General features: G+C 68.4%; 15 protein-coding genes. 1 reads left to right on the top strand and 14 read right to left on the bottom strand.

What is annotated here, in order from left to right; all coding sequences use genetic code 11:
- Window position 1: 1 nt before the first annotated feature.
- From ACX1D3_RS01730 to ACX1D3_RS01685, 10 genes are all read right to left on the bottom strand, one after another.
- Window positions 2–925, bottom strand: a complete 924-nt coding sequence (locus ACX1D3_RS01730; RefSeq protein ID WP_458995260.1) for a carbohydrate ABC transporter permease — start codon at window positions 923–925, stop codon at window positions 2–4.
- On the bottom strand, window positions 922–2,211 hold the full coding sequence (locus ACX1D3_RS01725; protein WP_458995259.1) for an ABC transporter substrate-binding protein: 1,290 nt from the start codon (window positions 2,209–2,211) through the stop codon (window positions 922–924). The genes ACX1D3_RS01730 and ACX1D3_RS01725 overlap by 4 nt, the downstream gene beginning before the upstream one ends.
- Window positions 2,208–3,161, bottom strand: coding sequence for a DMT family transporter (locus tag ACX1D3_RS01720; RefSeq protein WP_458995258.1), 954 nt, complete (start codon window positions 3,159–3,161; stop codon window positions 2,208–2,210). The genes ACX1D3_RS01725 and ACX1D3_RS01720 overlap by 4 nt, the downstream gene beginning before the upstream one ends.
- 310 nt (window positions 3,162–3,471) lie before the next feature.
- The gene (locus tag ACX1D3_RS01715) at window positions 3,472–4,476 is read right to left on the bottom strand and encodes a LacI family DNA-binding transcriptional regulator (protein WP_385900313.1); all 1,005 of its coding nucleotides are present in this window, start codon (window positions 4,474–4,476) and stop codon (window positions 3,472–3,474) included.
- Between the two features lie 14 nt (window positions 4,477–4,490).
- Window positions 4,491–5,900, bottom strand: coding sequence for a GH1 family beta-glucosidase (locus tag ACX1D3_RS01710; protein ID WP_458995257.1), 1,410 nt, complete (start codon window positions 5,898–5,900; stop codon window positions 4,491–4,493).
- A complete protein-coding gene (locus ACX1D3_RS01705; protein WP_458995256.1) occupies window positions 5,897–6,805 on the bottom strand; it encodes a carbohydrate ABC transporter permease in 909 nt (302 codons plus the stop codon). Before ACX1D3_RS01705 ends, ACX1D3_RS01710 begins: the two co-directional genes overlap by 4 nt.
- Entirely contained in the window at window positions 6,805–7,740 is a 936-nt protein-coding gene (locus tag ACX1D3_RS01700; protein ID WP_353082215.1) for a carbohydrate ABC transporter permease, read from the bottom strand. The genes ACX1D3_RS01705 and ACX1D3_RS01700 overlap by 1 nt, the downstream gene beginning before the upstream one ends.
- 74 nt (window positions 7,741–7,814) lie before the next feature.
- Window positions 7,815–9,116 (bottom strand): ABC transporter substrate-binding protein, encoded by a 1,302-nt coding sequence (locus tag ACX1D3_RS01695; RefSeq protein ID WP_458995255.1) that lies wholly within the window; start codon window positions 9,114–9,116, stop codon window positions 7,815–7,817.
- A 353-nt stretch (window positions 9,117–9,469) separates the two neighbouring features.
- Entirely contained in the window at window positions 9,470–10,360 is an 891-nt protein-coding gene (locus tag ACX1D3_RS01690; protein WP_458995254.1) for a carbohydrate kinase family protein, read from the bottom strand.
- Window positions 10,360–11,280: a pseudouridine-5'-phosphate glycosidase gene (locus tag ACX1D3_RS01685; protein ID WP_458995253.1), complete on the bottom strand. Its 921-nt coding sequence runs from the start codon at window positions 11,278–11,280 to the stop codon at window positions 10,360–10,362. Before ACX1D3_RS01685 ends, ACX1D3_RS01690 begins: the two co-directional genes overlap by 1 nt.
- A gap of 106 nt (window positions 11,281–11,386) precedes the next feature.
- Between ACX1D3_RS01685 and ACX1D3_RS01680 the strand changes: the two genes are divergently transcribed.
- Entirely contained in the window at window positions 11,387–12,289 is a 903-nt protein-coding gene (locus ACX1D3_RS01680; protein ID WP_458995252.1) for a LysR family transcriptional regulator, read from the top strand.
- Here the strand turns inward: ACX1D3_RS01680 and ACX1D3_RS01675 are convergent.
- Genes ACX1D3_RS01675 through ACX1D3_RS01660 form a run of 4 tightly spaced genes read right to left on the bottom strand, consistent with a single transcriptional unit; the run spans window position 12,270 to window position 15,961 of the window.
- A complete protein-coding gene (locus ACX1D3_RS01675; RefSeq protein ID WP_458995251.1) occupies window positions 12,270–13,232 on the bottom strand; it encodes a ribokinase in 963 nt (320 codons plus the stop codon). The two genes, ACX1D3_RS01680 and ACX1D3_RS01675, sit on opposite strands and share 20 nt — an antisense overlap.
- The gene (locus ACX1D3_RS01670) at window positions 13,229–14,032 is read right to left on the bottom strand and encodes an SDR family oxidoreductase (protein WP_458995250.1); all 804 of its coding nucleotides are present in this window, start codon (window positions 14,030–14,032) and stop codon (window positions 13,229–13,231) included. The genes ACX1D3_RS01675 and ACX1D3_RS01670 overlap by 4 nt, the downstream gene beginning before the upstream one ends.
- Before the next feature lie 4 nt (window positions 14,033–14,036).
- The gene (locus ACX1D3_RS01665; RefSeq protein WP_458995249.1) at window positions 14,037–15,011 is read right to left on the bottom strand and encodes a nucleoside hydrolase; all 975 of its coding nucleotides are present in this window, start codon (window positions 15,009–15,011) and stop codon (window positions 14,037–14,039) included.
- Window positions 15,011–15,961 carry a nucleoside hydrolase gene (locus ACX1D3_RS01660; RefSeq protein ID WP_458995248.1) on the bottom strand — a complete coding sequence of 317 codons (951 nt, stop codon included), beginning with the start codon at window positions 15,959–15,961 and terminating at the stop codon, window positions 15,011–15,013. Before ACX1D3_RS01660 ends, ACX1D3_RS01665 begins: the two co-directional genes overlap by 1 nt.
- Between the last annotated feature and the right edge of the window lie 18 nt (window positions 15,962–15,979).

Genomic DNA, 15,979 nt, shown 5'->3' with positions numbered 1-15,979 from the left:
CTCAGCTCTCGTAGTGAACGAACTTCTTCTGCGCGCCGAACTGGATCGCGGTGATCACCAGGGTCAGGCCGAGCAGGACGATGGAGGCGGCGCTGGAGAGGCCGAACTGCGACTTGGCGAACCCGAGGTCGTAGATGTGGTAGACGATCGTGCGGGTGCCGTTGTCAGGGCCCGCGTTGTTGACAAGGACGAACACCAGGTCGAAGGTCTGCAGCGAGCTGATGAACGCCACCACGGACTGGTAGAACACGATGGGCGACAGCAGCGGCAGGATGATTCTGAAGAAGCGGGCGACGGGGCCCGCGCCGTCGATGGCGGCGGCCTCCATCACCGACGGGGAGATGGACTGCAGGCCGGCCATGAAGATGACGACGTTGAGGCCGAGCGAGGCCCAGATGGTCACCAGGCAGACGGCCAGCAGGGCCAGGACGGGGTCGCCCAGCCAGTCGATGGGGGCGACGCCGAACAGCCGGGTGAGCGAGCCCGAGAGCACGCCGTCGGCACGCAGCAGCTGCTGCCAGATCAGCGCGATGGCCACCGAGCTTGTCACGACGGGGGCGAAGAACAGCACGAGGTAGAAGGCGCGGCCCTTGATCTTGTTGAGCACGACGGCGGCGACGATGGCCAGGAACAGGCCGATCGGCACCGTGATCAGCGCGATGACCATCGTGTTGAGGATGGCCCGGCCGAGGAGGGGGCTGGTCAGCTGGTCGGCGAAGTTGTCGAACCCGACGAACTCGGGCATCCCGAAGCCGTTCCAGTCGGTGAAGGCGAGGAGGAACGCGGCCGCGAAGGGGAGCAGGGTGAACAGGAGCATGCCGAGCGCCTGGGGCGCCACGAACGCCATGCCCCAGTACTTATCCCTCTCCCGCCAGCCGCGCCGGGCCGGGAGTTTCCTCCCGGCCACGGGCGGGGCTGCGGTCATGACGCGGTCTTCTCCTCGACCAGCTGGGCGACGGCATCGAGGGTCTCCTGCGCGCCGGAGCCGGACTCGTACAGCGGCTGCATGAACTCCACCGCGATCTGGTTCGACAGGTCCGGCACGGCGGCCTCGGTGGCGAAGTTCGAGTAGCCGAGGTCGCGCATGTCGAGCATGGTCTGCGCGTGGACGGGGAAGCCGTCGGCGAGCACGATGTCGTCGGCTCCGGCGATCGACGGGACGGCGTTGCCGGTGCCCTCGAGGCGCAGCTGCTGGCCCTCCGTGCTCAGGAAGAAGGAGAAGAAGTCCCAGGCCGCGTCGTTCTCGGCCGCCTTCTTGCTGACCGCCAGGTACGACGCCGCGACGCCGGTGGGTGCCGCCTTGCCGTCGGGGGTGGGCCAGCGGACGATGTCGTAGAGAGTCTCGTCGACGCCCGCGCCGCGGATGGTGCCGATGGTGTAGCGGCCCTGGGCGAGGAAGCCCAGCTTGTGGGTGACCAGCAGGGTGTCCTCGCCGGAGCCCTCGGGGAGCAGGTCGGCCAGCTTGAGCTCACCGGTGGCGAAGCGCCCGGCGTACTCGTCGAGCGCCGCGACGCTCGCGGCGTCGGTGTTGGCGACGTACTTGCCCCCGCCGTCGTACACCTGGCCGCCGCCGGCGGTCATGATCGAGTCGTGGGTGGCCCAGTAGTTCCAGTACACGGCGCCGGTGAGGCCCGCGCCGGCGAGCTTGCCGGTCATCTCGAAGAACTTCTCCGTGGTCCACTCGTCGTTGGCGGCGAGCTCGGCCGGGTCCTCGGTGATACCGGCGGCCTTCAGGGCCTCCTTGTCGTACCAGAGGGCGTCGGGGTTGACGTCGTTGGGCAGCGCGTAGAGCTCGCCCTCCCAGCGGGCGACGTCGAGGACGTTGGCGGAGAAGTCGCCCTCGTCGAGCGAGGACGAGCCGACGGGGGCCAGCACGTCGTTGCGGATCACCGACGCGATCCGGTCGTCGCCGACGTAGAACACGTCCGGAGCGGTGCCCGAGGACAGCTGGGTGAGCAGCTTCGAGTGGTAGTCGGAGTACGACGGCGTGGGCTGGAACACCAGCTCGACGTCCGGGTTGGCCTCCTTGAAGGACTCCTGGACGCGGTCGAACATCTTGAGCTCCTCGGGCGAACCCCAGGTGGACCAGACGACCTTCGAGTCGCCGTCGGCGGGGGCGGTGGATGAGCCGCCGGAGCAGGCGGTGAGCCCGATCCCGAGCGCGGCGAGGCCGGCCAGGGCGCCGAGGCGGCGGCGGGTGAGGATGGTCATGGGTGGTCTCCTTCTTGTCTATCTCCGTTGATGACGGGGGGTGTGGGGGGAGGGGCGGCGCCGTCGGGCGCCGGGATCAGGGGGGTGTCGTCGGCCTGGTCCGCCTGGCCGCCCGTGATGCCGAGGAGGGTGGCCAGCAGGATGAGCGCGCCGCCCGCGATGAGGCGGAGCGTGACGGTCTCGCCGCCGAATCCGACGGCGAAGGCGGAGGCGAAGGCGGGCTCGAAGGTCATGAGCAGGGCTACGCGCGTGGGGGTGATGTGGCGCTGGGCCCAGGTCTGCAGGAGCATCGTGACGATGCCCGCAACGATCGCGGTGTAGGCGATGGCGCCCCAGAGGCTCGGCTCCGCGGGGACGTGGTAGCCGCCGGGCAGTCCGAGGAACCCGGCCGTCAGGGCGACGCCGATGAGCTGCACGATCGCCAGGCTGATGGCGTCCATGGAACGCGACCAGCGGTCGAGCAGGACGATGTGGACGGCGTAGAGCGTGGCGCCGACGAGTGTGAGCGCCTCGCCGACGCCCCCGCCGCCGATCCCGGTGAGGCTGAGGACGGCCAGGCCGACGAGGGCGAGCCCGACCGCGGCCCAGGTGCGGGCGTTGAGCCGGGCCCGGAACGCGATCCACATGATGATCGGGGTGAGGACCACGTAGGTGCCGGTGATGAACCCCGACACGGAAGCCGCCGTCGTCTGCAGGCCGACGGTCTGGACGATCTGGGCCAGGCCGTAGAGCCCGCCGAGGGCAAGGCCGATCTGCCACTGGGTCGCGGTGAGCCGGCGGAGCCGTCGCCAGAAGATGGCGGCGGGGATCGCGGCGCCGACGGCGAACCGGACCGCCAGGAAGTCGATGGGGTCGATGAGGCTGACGGCGTCCTTGATGATGAAGAACGTCGAGCCCCAGATTGCGGTCACGACGAGGAGCGCCAGGGTGGCTGTGGTCGACCGCCGCACGCTTCCTCCTTGAATGTAACCGGTTACATAGGAGTTTAAGTCGTGCGCGGGGCGGATGCAAACGGTCCTGTCAGCGCGGTGGGGGCGGCGCCGTCGCCAGCCCTCGTGACTGCTGGAGTCCTCGCCGCACTGTGTCGCCGGTGCCGTGCGGCCGGCCGCGGCGGCCCTCCGCGCCTGCCCTTGTGCGTCGCGCCTGCCCACTAGAGCAGGCGCGACACACGAAGACAGGCGGCCCGGAACTTCAGGCAGGCGTCAGGACGGGAGGCAGGCGTCCTGACGGGAGGCAGGCGTCAGGACGGGGGGCAGGCGCCTAGCCGGACTCGCGGACGTGCAACTCCACCGGCAGGATCACCGGCGACGGGGTGTCGCGGCCCTCCACGAGGTTGAGCACCATGAGGGTGGCCTGTCGGCCCAGCTCGACGGCGGGGTTGACGACCGTCGTGAGCGGCGGATGGGTCTGTGCCGCGGCCTCGAAGTCGTCGAAGCCGATCACCTTAACCTGGTCCCCGATCGGGATGTTCCGGTCGTGCAGCGTATCCATCACGCCCTGCGCCATGAGGTCCGACGCGGCGAAGATCCCGTCGATCGTCGGGTCCCGGTCCAGGAGCTCGGCTGCTGCGCGCGCCCCCGACTCCCGCGTGTAGTCGCCATGGGCGACGGCGACCTCAAGCCCTGCCGCCTCGAAGGGATCAGCGAATCCCGTCATGCGATCCAGCGCGGCAGCCATGTCCAGCGGGCCGGCGACGGTGGCAGGGCGTCGCACGCCCGTGGCCATCATCCGCTCGGCGGCCAGCCTGGCCCCGGCGGTGTTATCGGTGTCGACGAAGTACGCCCGCCGGTCGGAGGTCCGCAGGAGCGGGGCGCCGAGGAACACCGTGGGAATGGGCAGGGACGCGGCCGCGGCGACCAGCCCGTCGGAGCGGTGGTGGGACACGATGATGGCCCCCGCCACGCGGCCCTCGAGAAGGAAGTCGACGACGGCGCCGGACCGGTCCGGACGCGACGCGAACACCATCACCAGCTGCATGTCGGTGCCCGACAGCCCGGCGTTGATGCCGGCCACCGCGAGCCCGAAGAACGGGTCCGAGAACACCCGCCCGTCGGGTTCCGGGACCACCATGGCCAGCGTGTTGGACCGGCCGGTCGCCAGGGAGCGCGCCGATGCGTTCGGGACGTAGCCGAGCTTGGCGACCGCCGCGCTCACCTTGGCCGCGGTCTCACCCGCGACCCCCACGTCGCCACGCACCACCCGCGACACCGTTGCCCGCGACACGCCCGCATGCCGCGCGACGTCCTCAAGCGTCGGCCTCATCATCGTCGGTCCCTTCATTACCCCCGCACGCCATTCTCGCTCGCGGCGTCCCGGAAGAACAACGCGGACGCCTTGGGCGTTCGACGCTGCGTCTCGTAGTCCACGCGGACGATGCCGAAACGCTTGTCGTAGCCCCACGCCCACTCGAAGTTGTCCATGAACGACCACACGAAGTAGCCGCGCACGTCCGCGCCTTGCGAGATCGCGTCGTGGACGGCCACGAGGTGGTCGCGCACGAACGCCACGCGGTCCTGGTCATCGACGAAGCCCTCCTCGTCCGCGACGTCGGGCATGGCAGCGCCGTTCTCCGTCACGTAGAGGGGGATGCCGGCGGGGCCGGTGTACTCCTCGTGCAGGCGCACCAGCAGGCGCGTCAGGCCCTCGGGCTGGATCTCCCAGTCCTGGTCCGTCACGGGCAACCCCCGCGACACCGACCGCACCCACTCCGAACCGATGTTGGGGTTGCCCCGGAGCCGTCCGTCGGGCCCCACCACAGGCGCGTAATCCGACGACGGAGTCCCGGTGACGGCCTCGCCGCGGTAGTAGTTCACGCCGAGCACGTCGATCGGCGTGGCGATGACCTCCATGTCTCCCGGCTGGATGGCCTCCTCGAGGCCGATACCGGCTAGGTCCTCCAGCACATCGGCCGGATAGGCCCCCCGGAAGATCGGGTCGAGGAAGAACCGGTTGAACATGCCGTCGATGCGCCGGGCGGCGTCCACATCCGTTGCTGATGACGGGTCCAGCGGGTCGGCCACCGTGTGGTTGGTGGTGATCCCGAGGGTCGCCGACGGCGCCAGCTCACGCAGCCGCGCCGTCGCCATGCCGTGGGCCAGCAGGAGGTGGTGGCCGGCGTGGAGTCCCTCGCGGCGGTCCGCGTGCCCGGGGGCGTGCTCGCCGCCGGCGTAGGACAGGAACGACGAACACCAGGGTTCGTTGAGGGTGGTCCAGATATTCACCCGGTCGCCCAGCGCCCCGTGCATCGCTTCGGCGTACTCGACGAAGCGGTAGGCGGTGTCGCGGTTGGTCCACCCGCCGTTGGACTGGAGCGCCGCGGGCAGGTCCCAGTGGTACAGCGTGACCCACGGTGTGATGCCGTGGCCGAGGAGCTCGTCGACCAGCCTCGAGTAGAAGTCCAGCCCCGCGGGGTTGAACTGATCGTCGTCCGGCCGCACCCGCGCCCACGACGTCGAGAAGCGGTACGACTGGAGGCCCAGCTCGGACATGAGCGCCACGTCGTCGGGCATCCGGTGGTAGTGGTCGCAGGCCACCGTGCCGTCGTCGCCGTTCGCGACCGCCCCGGGCTCGCGGCAGAACACGTCCCAGATCGAATCGCGGCGCCCGTCCTCGTGGGCCGCGCCCTCGATCTGGAAGGCGGCCGTGGCGCTGCCCCAGAGGAAGCCTTCCGGGAAGGTGTAGGTCGTCATCCCTTGACTGCTCCTTGCATGATGCCGGCCACCAGCTGGCGCCCGGCGACGGCGAACAGGATCACCAGCGGCAACGTGGCGACGACGACGCCGGCCATGATGAGCGAGTAGTCCTTGAAGTACGAGGCCTGCAGCAGCTGCAGTGCCACGGGCAGGGTGGGGTTGGCCGAGCCCAGGATGATGAACGGCCAGAAGAAGTTGGTCCACGAGCCCACGAACGTGAACAGCGCCAGCATCGCGGCGGCCGGCCGGGCGGCGGGCATCGCCACGGACCAGAACGTGCGGATCATGGAGGCGCCGTCGACCCGGGCCGCCTCGATCAGCTCGAACGGCAGTGCTTCGCGCAGGTACTGCGTCATCCAGAACACGCCGAACGCGGTGACCATGCCCGGCACGATGACGGCCTGCAGCTTGCCGACCCAGTCCAGTTCGGACATGAGGATGAACAGAGGAACGATGCTGAGCTGCGTCGGGACGGCCATGGTCGCGATGACGAACACGAGCAGCCCGTTGCTGCCGCGGAACCGGAGCTTCGCGAACGAGTATCCGGCCAGCGTCGAGAAGAACACCACGGAGATGGCGGTCACCGTCGCCACGATGATCGAGTTGGCCAGCGCCGTCCAGAACTTGATGTCGGACTCGATGACGCGTGTCACGTTGGTCAGGAACTCCCCGGCCGGGATGAGCGACGGGATGGGGTTGCGGGCGATCTCGCCGGCGTTCGAGGAGGCCAGCAGGATCGTGAACCAGATCGGGTAGAAGGAGATGAGGACGACAGCGGCCAGCGCGCCGTAGGTCAGCCAGCCGGGGCGCTTGTCGACGCCGTGCAGCTTCCGACGGGCGGCGCGCGCCGCGCCCTTGCCCGCGAGCTGCTCGATCATGGGGGTGGACATCTGGGTGGACATCAACGGCCCGCCTTTCCGCTCGACGACGACGCGATGGACCGCGTGATGAGGAAGTTGATGACGCCGACCGCGATGATGATGAGGAAGAGCAGCCACGACACCGCCGCGGCGCGGCCGAAGCTCTTCTGCGCGCCCCAGCCGAGTTCGTAGATGTACATCGTCAGCGTCATCCACTGCCGGTCCGCGCCGCCCTGGCCCAGGGTGTCGAACATGCGCGGCTCGTCGAAGATCTGCAAGCCGCCGATGGTGGAGGTGATGACGACGAAAATGATGGTCGGCCGCAGCATCGGGACCGTGACCGAGAAGAAGGTGCGCCACCGGTTGGCGCCGTCGATGATGGCCGCTTCGTAGATCTCGCGCGGGATCGCCTGCATCGCTGCGAGGAAGATCAGCGCGTTGTAGCCCGTCCAGCGGAAGTTCACCATGGTGGCGATCGCGACGTGGGCTGCGAACGGATCGGCGTGCCAGCCGATGGGGGAGGTGCCGAGGATCTCCAGGACCGCGTTCACGAGGCCGGACTGATCGGCGAAGATCTTGGCGAAGATCAGGGACACGGCCACGGGCGCCACGACGTAGGGCAGCAGGACGCCCATGCGCCAGAAGGTCTTGGCGCGCAGGTTCGTGTCGAGCAGGTAGGCAATGACGATCGCGGCGAGGACCTGCGGGACAGAGGAGAGCAGGAAGATCGAGAAGGTGTTGCGCAGCGCCTTGAAGAAGTTGGGCTGCTGCAGCACGTCGATGTAATTGGTGAGACCCACCATCTCGCCCTGGCCGCCGATGAGGTGCCAGTCGTGCACAGAGACCCAGGCCGTGTAGACCAGCGGGAACAGGCCGACGATGAAGAACAGGATGAAGAAGGGGCTGATGTACAGGTACGGCGACGCCTTGACGTCGAGGCGACTCAGGCGTTGGCTCCGGGTGAGCTGCTGATTCATGGGGGACTCTCTCGCAGGGCGGGGTGACGGGCGGGGTCGGGGGTCGGGGTGTGACCCCCGACCCCGCGGGTGACTCAGCTGAGGCCGAGGGCGCTGTAGGCCTCGAGGGCCTTGTCCCACGAGCCGGCGGCGTCGTCGGTGCCTTCGACGTCGAGGCGGTTCAGCGCGTCGGTGACCAACTGCGCGAGCGCGAAGTAGTTCGGGCCCTTGAACGGCGCGACCTCGATGGCCTTGGCCCGCTCGGCGAGAATCTGGCCGGTCGGGGCGTCGTTGAAGAACGCGTTGGTCTGCTCCAGCAGGGCCGGGTCCTCAAGGGCCTCGACCTGCGAGGGGAAGGTGCCCTTGGCCTGGAAGGCCTTGATCTGCTGCTCGGGAGCGGTCAGCCAGGCAGCGAGCTTCTTGGCCTGCTCATGGTTGGCGCCCTGCTCCGGGACGGTCAGGTACGAGCCGCCCCAGTTGCCGCCGCCGCCGGGGAACACGTTGGCGATGTCCCAGCCCTCGACACCCTGCGCGTTGCCCTCGATGACGCCGAGCATCCAGCCGGGGCAGAGCATCGTGGCGAACTTGTCAGTCTGGAATGCGTTGGTCCAGTCCTCGCTCCACTGCGCCAGGCCGGCGGACAGGTTGTCGTCGGTGGCTGCCGTCGCGATGTCGTCGTAGATCGCCTTGATCTCATCGTTCTCGCTCAGCGGGATGGGGGTGCCGTCGGAGTTCTCGAAGGGGTTCTCCACCTGGTTGACCATGCCCTGGAAGGTGGCCGAGGCGGAGTCGAACCACGCCACGCCGCCCGACTTGGCGACGAAGTCCTTGCCGACGTTGAAGTAGGTGTCCCAGTCGCCCTCGAGCAGGTCGGCCACCTCCTCACGATCGGTGGGGAAGCCGGCCTTCTCGAAGAGGTCGGCGCGGTAGCAGATGGCCTCGGGGCCGATGTCGGTTCCGTAGCCGATGACCTTGCCGTCCTCGGTGGTGACCGCGGCGGACTTCCACTCGAGCCAGCGGCCGTCGAGCTCGGAGTCGGCCAGGTCGACGAACTTGTCCGGGTACTGCATGAGCTCGGTGAGCCAGTCGATCTCGATGGCCTCGATGTCGGCCAGGCCGGAGCCGGCGGCGAGGCGCGTGTTCATGTTGTCACGGGCCTCGTTGGAGGTGGCGGCCTTGCGGGCCTCAATGGTGACGTTGGGGTTGTCGGCCATGTACTCGGTGAAGAGGTCCTCGTAGCCGAACTCGTTGAAGGTGGCGACGGTGAGGGTGACCTTCTCGTCGGGGTTTGCCGACGCGTCGGGGGACGTGGTGGCGTCCGGGGTGCCCGACGAGCAGGCGGTGAGTAGGGCGCCGACGCAAGCGACGGCGGCGAGATTACGGATGGCAGCACGCACGGTGACTCCTTTGTAAGAACTGTGCTTTCTCCTGCGAGAGCGCTCTCAGCTTCGGTGCTGAACTTTTAGAGAGCGCTCTCAGGGATACGGAAAGAGTACGTTCGTGCCGTCGCGGATGTCAACCGGGGTTACCAAGTTGTGACCTTTGGCCCCGTATCTCCGTCGCGGGTCTGGGGGTCGGATGAACCTTATCCACGGCTCGAGCGACGGTCGCGCCGTGGATGGTCGAAACGATGACGGCGACTCTGGGTGCAGGCTCTGCGTCCGTCGCCGAACCGCGTGTCAGGCTCATCGGGGTCCGTAGACCGCGAGTCGGCTCAGGGGCCCCCGGCCCGTAGCGGACGGAGGGGGGGTCAGTCCGCCACGGTATCAGCGTTCTCTGTGGCGCCGGGTGATCGCAGGACCTGTCGGGCCAGTGCGTGACCAGAGAGGCAGCTTTCGACCACATCCCCTCCGTTCGTGAGGAACGACGAGAGGAAACCTGCGTTGAAGGCGTCCCCGGCCCCGGTCAGGTCGCGCACGTCGTCGACCGGTGTCACAGGGACGGTTGCGACGTGTCGACCGTAGCTGAAGGCCTGAGTCGCGTCCTTGCCATGTCTGGCCAGGAGTACGGTGTCGAAGGAGCCCAGGTTGGGGCCAGGACGATCGCCGTCGGAGAGCCCCAGGTAGAGCGATTCGTCCCGGTTGGCGGAGATGAAGTCCGGCTGCAGGTCCACCATCAGGCCGAGGAAGCGGTTCACGCCGAAGTGGTCGATCATCCCCACGGATGAGACGTCGAGGGACACCCGACCGCCTCTGCGCTTGTGTTCGCGGACAACCTCTCCGACGGCGGCGACGGTGCTCCCCGTCTCGAAGGAGTAGGCGGTGAGATGAAGGATCTCGAGATCGTCCAGCCAGGCCGGGTCGACCGATTCGAGCATCGCGCTGGCGCCCCGACTGGGAAACATCAGTCGCTCACCGTGCTCGTCGATGAGAACCACGATCAGGCCCGTGGTCCCGCGCACCTGCATGCGGACATCGACGCCGCAGCCCTCCAGCTCCCGGGTGAGTGCGAGACCTGCGAGGTCGTCACCGACGCACCCGATGAACCGTGTCGGATAGCGCGATGCGGCGAAGGCTGCCACATTGGCCGCAGAACCGCCACGGGTCGTCCTGATCATCGAGCGCGTATCCGTGGCGTGCCGGATTGGCTCCAGTTGCCACACGACCACGTCCTGGACGACGTCTCCGATGACCCCCAACATCAGGCCGGCCTGGCGACCAGCTCGGTGGCGATCTCGGCGGCCAGCCGTGCGTTGTTGTAGTACAACGCGACGTTGGCGTCGAGGCTGCGGCCCTCAGTGGCGACGCGGATGAAGTCGAGGAGGAAGGGTGTCGATGCCTGGCCGCTGATGCCCTGTTCGTCGGCCGCCGCCCAGGCGCGCTCGAGGACTCCGTCGAGCTCGCGGGGATCGAGCTGCTTGTCGACTGGGATCGGGTTGGCGACCAGGATGGCGCTGCTGAGGCCGAGATCGCTCTGGGCCGTGACCATCGTGGCGATGTCTCCAGGGCTGTCCACGCGCGCAGTCAGGTCGTAGCCGGAATCGGTGACGTAGAAGCCGGGGTAGCGGTCGGTGCGGTAGCCCACCACCGGGACGCTCAGCGTCTCGAAGCGCTCAAGCGTCGCGGGGATGTCCAGGATCGCCTTCGCGCCGGAGCTCACCAGGACGATCGGGATCTGGGACAACGCGGTGATGTCGGCCGACTCATCGAAGGTCGTGGACGCCCCGTGATGGACCCCGCCGAGACCGCCGGTGGCGAAGACGTCGATTCCCGCAGCCTTCGCGAGGAACGCGGTTGCAGCGATCGTCGTGCCGGCGTTCTTCCGCGTGACCGCCGCGTAGGAGAGGTCGCGGATGGATGCCTTGGCCGCTGCGTCGTCGTGGGCAAGTTCATTGATCTCGTCGGCGGTGAGACCGACCACCGGCCGGCCGTGGACGACGCCGATCGTGGCCGCGATGGCGCCCAGTTCGCGGATGATCTCCTCGCCCCTGAGTGCGACTTCGACGTTGCGGGGCCGGGGGAGACCGTGGGTGAAGATCGTGGACTCGAGGGCCACCACGGGAATGCCCCGGTCGAGGGCGTCCTGGACGTGGGCGGCGACGCGGAGCGAGAGATCGGTCATGGGGTGCCTTTCGGAAGCGAAACGGATGTCTCTGATTGACACCAGGCTAGGGCGTCGATCCATGCCTGAAAAGCATCAAATGGGTATCAGGTGATAGCTTTAAGGCATGGAGGTGACCATCACGCAACTGCGCGCGTTCGCCGCCGTGGCGGAGGCGGGGCACTTCGGTCGCGCCGCTGTCGAGCTGGGCCTGTCGCAGCCGACGGTGAGCAAGGAGGTCCAGCGTCTCGAGCGGGCCGTCGGCGTACCGCTGTTTCTCCGGTCCCCGGCCGGCACGAAGCTGACCGATGAAGGGCGGCGTCTCCACAGCCAGGGAGTCGGAGTACTCAACGCCCTCTCGGAGTTCAGAGCCGCGGCTGACGGTCTCCGGCGTGAGGTGCGCGGAAAGGTGCGAGTAGCGGGCTCCCCCAGCATCGTCAACCGGCTGCTGCCGCAACTCCTCAAGACCGTGCACGAGCAGGTCGAAATGGCCATCGAGGTCATGGAAGTGGAGACCGGGTCGGTTCTCTCGGCGGTCGAGCGCGGTGATGCGGATCTCGGCATCGGGCATCTTCTCGGTCGCTCGGCACGGGTTCAGACCCGCCGCATCGGGCGGGACGAGTTGAAGGTGCTGGCCCATCGGTCGCTGTTGAACCGCGCCACCGCCGCTCAGATGGCGGGTCTGGACGGCCTGCCGCTCCTCATCTGGCCACGCGAACAGCATTCCGCCTACTTCGACCTCGTCGTCGAATCCTGCCGCAGCCGAGGGCTGGAACCACTCATTCTGACGGGCACCTCCAGGATCTCGGGTTCGTGGTCCTATTACCTCCAGGAGGCGCGGGCCTTTGCCGTCGTGCCGGCCGACTTCGCCGAGCGGGAAGCGCGCCACGACCTCGTCTCCGTGGCCATGGTCCCCCCGGCAAGCGTCCCGCTCGAAGTCGCTTGGGGAGGGCACGGGTCGGCGGGCCGAGTGCTCCAGATCCTCATGGATCTGACGGCCCCCCTTCGTGTCAGCGGTGTGAGGCGATGAAGCTCTCCACGTGGGCACGATCGACATAAGAAGACTGCGCCCCCAGCTTCTGCACCGACACCGCGCTCACGGCCGTGGCGAAACGCACCGCGTCCTCCAGCGCCACTCCGCGGGCCAGTTCGGCAGCCACTGCCCCGACGAAGGCGTCACCGGCCCCGGTGGTGTCGACGGCGTCGACGCGATAGGCGGGCACATGGACCACAGGCCCTCCGTCGGTGATGAGCGATCCGTCCACGCCCAAGGTGATGACCACCGAACGGGCCCCGGCGAGCAGCAATGCCTGCGCGAGCACCTCGAACGGCGCGTCCGGCGCGATCGCTGAGTTGCCCAGCACCTCGCGGGCCTCCGTCTCGTTGACCACCAGAGGGTCGCAGTGCCTCAGCGTCGCTGGGGAGAGAGTCCGCGCCGGGGCGGCGTTGAGCAGCAGCCGCACCCCGGTGTTCCCGACCACCTCAACAACGTGGAGCACAGTCTCAAAGGGGATCTCGAGTGCGAGGACCAGCACGCCTGCGCCCAGCCATGTATCTCTCAGGGCGTCGGCCGCTGGGATGTCCATCAGAGAGTTGGCTCCAGGAGAAACCACGATCGAGTTTTCCCCGTCGGGCGTGATCTGGATCAGGGCGCATCCGGTGGGTACGTCCGCTCGCATCACGTGGGACGTGTCGACTCCGGCGCCCCCCAGCGCCGACAGCAGTAGGTCCGCATTGCTGTCGCGGCCCAGGGCACCCAGGAACGTCACCGATGCGCCGCATCGTGCTGCTGCGGCCGCCTGGTTCGCGCCTTTCCCGCCGGGAAACAGGTGGAGATCTCCGCCCAGGAGGGTCTCGCCGCCGGACGGGCGTCGGTCCACGTGTACCACCAGGTCCGCGTTCGCGCTGCCGAGGATGACGACGGTTTCCGACTTGTCGACTGCTGAGGAAGGGCTCAGGGGCAGCGCGCTCACAGCGTCGCACCCCCGTCGACGACCAGTTCGGTTCCGGTGATGTAGCGCGCCTCCTCGGAGCCGAGCCACCGCACGGCCCGGCCCACGTCTTCGGGGTCCAGTCGGGTGATGGGCATCGGTAGCGCCAGGGATCCCGCGCCGCCGAAGGACGATTGCCACGCCTCAGCGGCAGGGTTCTGTGTCATGTGCGTGGCCGTTCCGCCGGGATGCACCACTGTGACCCTGATGTTATCGGCTGCCAGTTCCAGCGCGAGGGACTTGCAGAGTCCCACCAGGCCGCTCTTGGCGGCTGCGTAGTGCCCGATGGTGGCCAGTGGCTTGACCGCCGCGGTCGAGCCGATCATCACGATGGCTCCGCCGCGGCCGCCCGCCCGGAGGGCGGGCACAGCCGCCCGTACCGTGTTCCAGCTGCCTGTCAGGACGACGCCCAGCATCGTGTCCCACTGCTCGTCGGAGGCCTCCCAGGTGCTGGGCGGCCAACTCGCGACGCCGGCGTTGGCTACGACGGTGTCGAGCCGGCCCCAGAGATCCATCGCGTGGCTCACGGCCAGCGACAAGCTGGGGAGGTCGCGCACATCTGCGGTCATCGCGGTGGCGATGCCACCGGCTGCTCGGATGTCGTCGGCAGTGGCCGTGAGAGCCGACCGCCCCGATGTCGAGTAGGTGAGGTTGGCTAGGGGCTGCTCCAAGTCCGTGACGAGAACTTTCGCGCCCGCCTCCGCCAGAAGCAGGGCCGTGGCTCGGCCGATCCCACGGGCGGCCCCCGTCACGAGGGCCACTTTTCCGGTGTAGTCGATCACGACGTCACTCCGTCGGGGTCAGGGCGTCGCCGAAGGAAGCCACGAGCGCCACGGCGTCGTCGGCGATGGTGTCGTCGCACTCCAGTACCACGCGGCAATGCGCGCCCTCCTGTGCCGGGTAACCGCGATAGATCCCCCGCAGATCGCAGATGGTCTGGCCGTGGGAGGGGCCACCGGACACGTCCACCTCGACATGGACGACGGGTGCCAGCGTGATCGGCAGGGTGCCGGCTGCCGCGGCGACGGCCATGGTGTCGTGCATGGTGGCGCGCCATTGGCTGAAGTCGTTGTGCTGGAAGAACTCGCCGTAGAACTGATGGATTCGCGAGACGTATCGTCCGAGGGACCCGCCGGCGTCGAGGACAGCACGACGCTCGGGGGTGATGAGCGTCTTCATCGTGACGTCCAGCCCGACCATCGTGATCGGCCACGGGGCGGCGAAGACTGCCTGCGCCGCCCAGGCGTCATGGGCGATGTTCGCCTCCGCCACCGGGGACACGTTGCCCGGGGCCTGCGCCGTTCCGCCCATCAGCACGACCTCCTTGATCAGGGAGGGTAGTTCCGGCTCCAGCCCCAGGGCCAGAGCGACGTTCGTCAGCGGCCCGACCGGGACCAGGGTGATCTCACCCGGATGGCGCCGCGCGAGCCGGACGATCTGTTCCGCCGCCGTCCCCGGAACAGCCGGTCCGACCGAGCGGCCGGTGCCGGCGTTGCCCTGCCCGTCGTCGCCGTGGACGTGATAGGCGAAGGACGCCTCCCCGCCCAGGAGCGGGCCGGCCGCTCCTCTGGCGACAGGCACATGGCCCATGCCCACCATCTCGAGTGTGTGGATCGAGTTGCGCGTCCCGGTGGGCACGTCGACGTTACCCCACACCGTGCCCACACCCACCAGGTCGATGTCGGGGTGCAGGGCCGCGTACAGAATGGCGAGGGTGTCGTCAACGCCGGTGTCGCAGTCGAGGAGGATTTTGGTGGGCATCAGAGTCCGTTCTTCAGGGTGGCGTCGAGGTCGACGAGCCGGCCGATGAGTAGGTCGCGGAAGCGGTCCGCGTCGACGTCGAGCGCGACATCGCAGTTGGGTTCGCGCCCGGGGCGGTTCCGGAAGTCCACGACGGTCATCCCAGCCGTGAGCCGGCCGACGTTCTCGACGTCGACGTGCAGGTGGCGCGTCGTGATGACATCGGGCTGCACCACTGCCGCCAGTGCCAAGGCGTCGTGCTGCGCGGCGCCGCCATCCTGCCCCGAGTAGGCGTGTTCCCCGTAGTGTCCGAGCATCCGCGCCACCATCTCCGCGATGGGTCCCCCCGACTGATCCAGCGGTGCGAAGTCGCGTGGGAAGAGGATCGCGCGGTGCGTGACGTTGAGCCCGACCATGGTGATGGGCACCCCGAAGTCGAAGACCCGGGCCGCGGCATCAGGATCGTAGTAGATGTTGAACTCTGCGGCAGGGGTGGCGTTGCCGAGGACATCCAGGGTGCCGCCGCCCATGATGACGATCCGCTGCAGTTTGCGGGCGGTGTCGGGGTGCAGCGCCATGAAGGCGGCGACGTTCGTCAGCGGACCGATGGCCACCAGGGTCACCGGCTCGCTGCTGCTCTCGACCAGACGGACGAGCAGTGGGATCGCGGGCTCGAGGGTCCGGGTGGAGAGCGGCAGTTCGTAACCGCCGAAGCCGTTGTCGCCGTGGACGTTGCCGTCCGGCACGGTGTCGCGTCGCCATAGCGGCGCGGCGGCGCCGTACCCGATCGGAACGTCCAGGTTGAGCAGGTCGGCGAGTGCCGCTGCGTTGACGGCGGTGTGGTGGAGTCCGGTGTTGCCGGCGACGGCGGTGAGGCCCAGGACGGTGACCTCGGGCGAGGCGACCGCGAGCATGATCGCGAGTGCGTCGTCGATACCGGGGTCCGTATCGATGATGATGGGGACAGGCATGATGGCTCCTAGTCGGTG

The sequence above is a fragment of the Tessaracoccus yangjingae genome, assembly GCF_054483935.1.
Note: the sequence above shows the minus strand (reverse complement) of the source record. Positions and strands in the feature narration are given on the sequence as shown.

What these genes read in the sequence shown, in the direction of transcription:
- ACX1D3_RS01730 (WP_458995260.1), bottom strand. Translation starts at nt 925, where the DNA reads ATGACCGCAGCCCCGCCCGTGGCCGGGAGGAAACTCCCGGCCCGGCGC.
- ACX1D3_RS01725 (WP_458995259.1), bottom strand. Translation starts at nt 2,211, where the DNA reads ATGACCATCCTCACCCGCCGCCGCCTCGGCGCCCTGGCCGGCCTCGCC.
- ACX1D3_RS01715 (WP_385900313.1), bottom strand. Translation starts at nt 4,476, where the DNA reads ATGATGAGGCCGACGCTTGAGGACGTCGCGCGGCATGCGGGCGTGTCG.
- ACX1D3_RS01710 (WP_458995257.1), bottom strand. Translation starts at nt 5,900, where the DNA reads ATGACGACCTACACCTTCCCGGAAGGCTTCCTCTGGGGCAGCGCCACG.
- ACX1D3_RS01705 (WP_458995256.1), bottom strand. Translation starts at nt 6,805, where the DNA reads ATGTCCACCCAGATGTCCACCCCCATGATCGAGCAGCTCGCGGGCAAG.
- ACX1D3_RS01700 (WP_353082215.1), bottom strand. Translation starts at nt 7,740, where the DNA reads ATGAATCAGCAGCTCACCCGGAGCCAACGCCTGAGTCGCCTCGACGTC.
- ACX1D3_RS01690 (WP_458995254.1), bottom strand. Translation starts at nt 10,360, where the DNA reads ATGTTGGGGGTCATCGGAGACGTCGTCCAGGACGTGGTCGTGTGGCAA.
- ACX1D3_RS01685 (WP_458995253.1), bottom strand. Translation starts at nt 11,280, where the DNA reads ATGACCGATCTCTCGCTCCGCGTCGCCGCCCACGTCCAGGACGCCCTC.
- ACX1D3_RS01680 (WP_458995252.1), top strand. Translation starts at nt 11,387, where the DNA reads ATGGAGGTGACCATCACGCAACTGCGCGCGTTCGCCGCCGTGGCGGAG.
- ACX1D3_RS01665 (WP_458995249.1), bottom strand. Translation starts at nt 15,011, where the DNA reads ATGCCCACCAAAATCCTCCTCGACTGCGACACCGGCGTTGACGACACC.
- ACX1D3_RS01660 (WP_458995248.1), bottom strand. Translation starts at nt 15,961, where the DNA reads ATGCCTGTCCCCATCATCATCGATACGGACCCCGGTATCGACGACGCA.